Below are 3,441 nucleotides of genomic sequence, written 5' to 3'. Positions count from 1 at the left end.
GGCTTCCCGCTTAGATGCTTTCAGCGGTTATCCCGTCCGAACGTAGCTACCCGGCAATGCCACTGGCGTGACAACCGGAACACCAGAGGTTCGTCCACTCCGGTCCTCTCGTACTAGGAGCAGCTCCTCTCAAATCTCTAACGCCCACGGCAGATAGGGACCGAACTGTCTCACGACGTTCTAAACCCAGCTCGCGTACCTCTTTAAATGGCGAACAGCCATACCCTTGGGACCGGCTTCAGCCCCAGGATGAGATGAGCCGACATCGAGGTGCCAAACACCGCCGTCGATATGAACTCTTGGGCGGTATCAGCCTGTTATCCCCGGAGTACCTTTTATCCGTTGAGCGATGGCCCTTCCATACAGAACCACCGGATCACTAAGACCTGCTTTCGCACCTGCTCGACTTGTAGGTCTCGCAGTCAAGCACCCTTCTACCTTTACGCTCATTGCACGATGTCCGACCGTGCTGAGGGTACCTTTGTGCTCCTCCGTTACTCTTTGGGAGGAGACCGCCCCAGTCAAACTACCCACCACACAATGTCCCCGACCCGGATAACGGGCCTGGGTTAGAACCTCAAACATGCCAGGCTGGTATTTCAAGGTTGACTCCACAATGACTGGCGTCACTGCTTCAACGTCTCCCAGCTATCCTACACAAGCAGGCTCAAAGTCCACTGTGAAGCTGTAGTAAAGGTTCACGGGGTCTTTCCGTCTAGCCGCGGGTACACAGCATCTTCACTGCGATTTCGATTTCACTGAGTCTCGGGTGGAGACAGTGCCCCCATCATTACGCCATTCGTGCAGGTCGGAACTTACCCGACAAGGAATTTCGCTACCTTAGGACCGTTATAGTTACGGCCGCCGTTTACCGGGGCTTCGATCAAGAGCTTCGCCGAAGCTAACCCCATCAATTAACCTTCCGGCACCGGGCAGGCGTCACACCCTATACGTCCGCTTACGCGTTTGCAGAGTGCTGTGTTTTTAATAAACAGTTGCAGGGGCCTTTTCACTGCGACCACCAACAGCTTACGGGGCAAGCCCTTCACCATCGGTGGCGTACCTTCTCCCGAAGTTACGGTACCACTTTGCCTAGTTCCTTCACCCGAGTTCTCTCAAGCGCCTTAGAATACTCATCCCAACCACCTGTGTCGGTTTGGGGTACGGTTCCTTCATAACCTGAAGCTTAGAAGATTTTCCTGGAAGCAGGGCATCAACCACTTCTCGGGGACAAAGCCCCAATGGTCTCGGCTCTCAGCCTTAGGATCCCGGATTTGCCTAAGATCCCAGCCTACTGCCTTTCCCCGGGACAACCAACGCCCGGTAGGCCTAGCCTTCTCCGTCTCTCCATCGCAGTTATAAGAAGTACGGGAATATTAACCCGTTTCCCATCAGCTACGCATTTCTGCCTCGCCTTAGGGGCCGACTTACCCTGCGCCGATTAGCGTTGCGCAGGAAACCTTGGTCTTTCGGCGTGGAGGTTTTTCACCCCCATTATCGTTACTCACGTCAGCATTCGCACTTCTGATATCTCCAGCATGCTTCTCAACACACCTTCACAGACTTACAGAACGCTCCCCTACCCAGCATGCATAAGCACGCTGCCGCAGCTTCGGTATCCAGTTTGAGCCCCGTTACATCTTCCGCGCAGGCCGACTCGACTAGTGAGCTATTACGCTTTCTTTAAAGGGTGGCTGCTTCTAAGCCAACCTCCTAGCTGTCTGAGCCTTCCCACATCGTTTCCCACTTAACTGGAATTTGGGGACCTTAGCTGGCGGTCTGGGTTGTTTCCCTCTTCACGACGAACGTTAGCACCCGCCGTGTGTCTCCCGGATAGTACTCACTGGTATTCGGAGTTTGCATCGGGTTGGTAAGTCGGGATGACCCCCTAGCCGAAACAGTGCTCTACCCCCAGTGGTATTCGTCCGAGGCGCTACCTAAATAGCTTTCGGGGAGAACCAGCTATCTCCGAGCTTGATTAGCCTTTCACTCCGACCCACAGGTCATCCGAATCTTTTTCAACAGATCCCGGTTCGGTCCTCCAGTGCGTGTTACCGCACCTTCAACCTGCCCATGGGTAGATCGCTCGGTTTCGGGTCTATTCCCAGCAACTATATCGCCCTATTCAGACTCGGTTTCCCTACGGCTCCCCTAATTGGTTAACCTCGCTACTGAGAATAAGTCGCTGACCCATTATACAAAAGGTACGCCGTCACCCAACAAAGCGGGCTCCGACTGCTTGTACGTACACGGTTTCAGGGTCTATTTCACTCCCCTCTCCGGGGTTCTTTTCGCCTTTCCCTCACGGTACTGGTTCACTATCGGTCAGCCAGGAGTATTTAGCCTTGGAGGATGGTCCCCCCATGTTCAGTCAAGGTTTCACGTGCCCCGACCTACTCGTTTTCACACATTCAGATTTTCGGATACGGGACTATCACCCACTATGGTCGGCCTTCCCAGACCGTTCTCCTAATCAGTCACATGCTTAAGGGCTAATCCGCGTTCGCTCGCCGCTACTGACGGAATCTCAATTGATTTCTGTTCCTACGGGTACTTAGATGTTTCAGTTCCCCGCGTTCGCCTCCTACACCTATGGATTCAGTGCAGGATACCCATAAAGGGTGGGTTTCCCCATTCGGAAATCTCCGGATCAAAGTCTGTTTGCCGACTCCCCGAAGCTTATCGCAGGCTACAACGTCCTTCATCGCCTCTGGCTGCCAAGGCATCCACCGTGTACGCTTCGTCACTTGACCATATAACCCAAAACAGTCAACTCTCATCAACTGCTCAAGCCATACGGCTGTAACACCAACGATTCACCTAATAGACACAAGTGTCAGATATAAGTCTCTAACGCTTGTATTCCATTGGAATACTTGGACTTCTCATTTCCCAGATTGTTAAAGAGCATCTTGAAGATGAACTTCAAGACCGGACTAAAAAACCGGTAACAAATAATTCTTTCGAATCACTTGTTACCGGCTTCTCGACGCCGGAACAAGACTTCTCATTTCCCAGATTGTTAAAGAGCATACCGATCGCAAGGATCAGGCACTGACAAAAGTCAGAAGCAAACCGTCAAATCAGAACGGCTTGATTATCACTTCTGTCGATATTGGTGGAGCCGAGGAGGATCGAACTCCTGACCTCCTGCGTGCAAGGCAGGCGCTCTCCCAGCTGAGCTACGGCCCCTTTAATACCGTCAAATAGCACCAAACAGTACCGTTAAGCAGTATCTTTACCGCTCTTCCAGTCATCATCGCCACCCTACCGATAGAGCATATCAGTGCAGCGGCGATGTTCTGGTGGGTCTGGGCCGATTTGAACGGCCGACCTCACCCTTATCAGGGGTGCGCTCTAACCAACTGAGCTACAGACCCAAAAACAGCGTGTACGCTTCTTTAACATGTCAGACAAGCAAACGTGTGGGTCCTGTTTGGA

General features: G+C 52.6%; 2 tRNA genes and 1 rRNA gene. All 3 read right to left on the bottom strand.

Going from position 1 to position 3,441, the window contains the following annotated elements:
* Positions 1-2,753, bottom strand: a 23S ribosomal RNA gene (locus tag MA04_RS21585); the annotation flags it as partial.
* Positions 2,754-3,116: 363 nt separating this feature from the next.
* Positions 3,117-3,192: transfer RNA gene (locus MA04_RS21580), tRNA-Ala, on the bottom strand.
* A 111-nt stretch (positions 3,193-3,303) separates the two neighbouring features.
* A tRNA-Ile gene (locus MA04_RS21575) sits at positions 3,304-3,380 on the bottom strand.
* Positions 3,381-3,441 lie beyond the last annotated feature (61 nt).

Source organism: Alloalcanivorax balearicus MACL04, assembly GCF_025532145.1.
GTDB lineage: Bacteria > Pseudomonadota > Gammaproteobacteria > Pseudomonadales > Alcanivoracaceae > Alloalcanivorax > Alloalcanivorax balearicus.
This window is presented reverse-complemented; position numbering and strand designations above follow the sequence as displayed.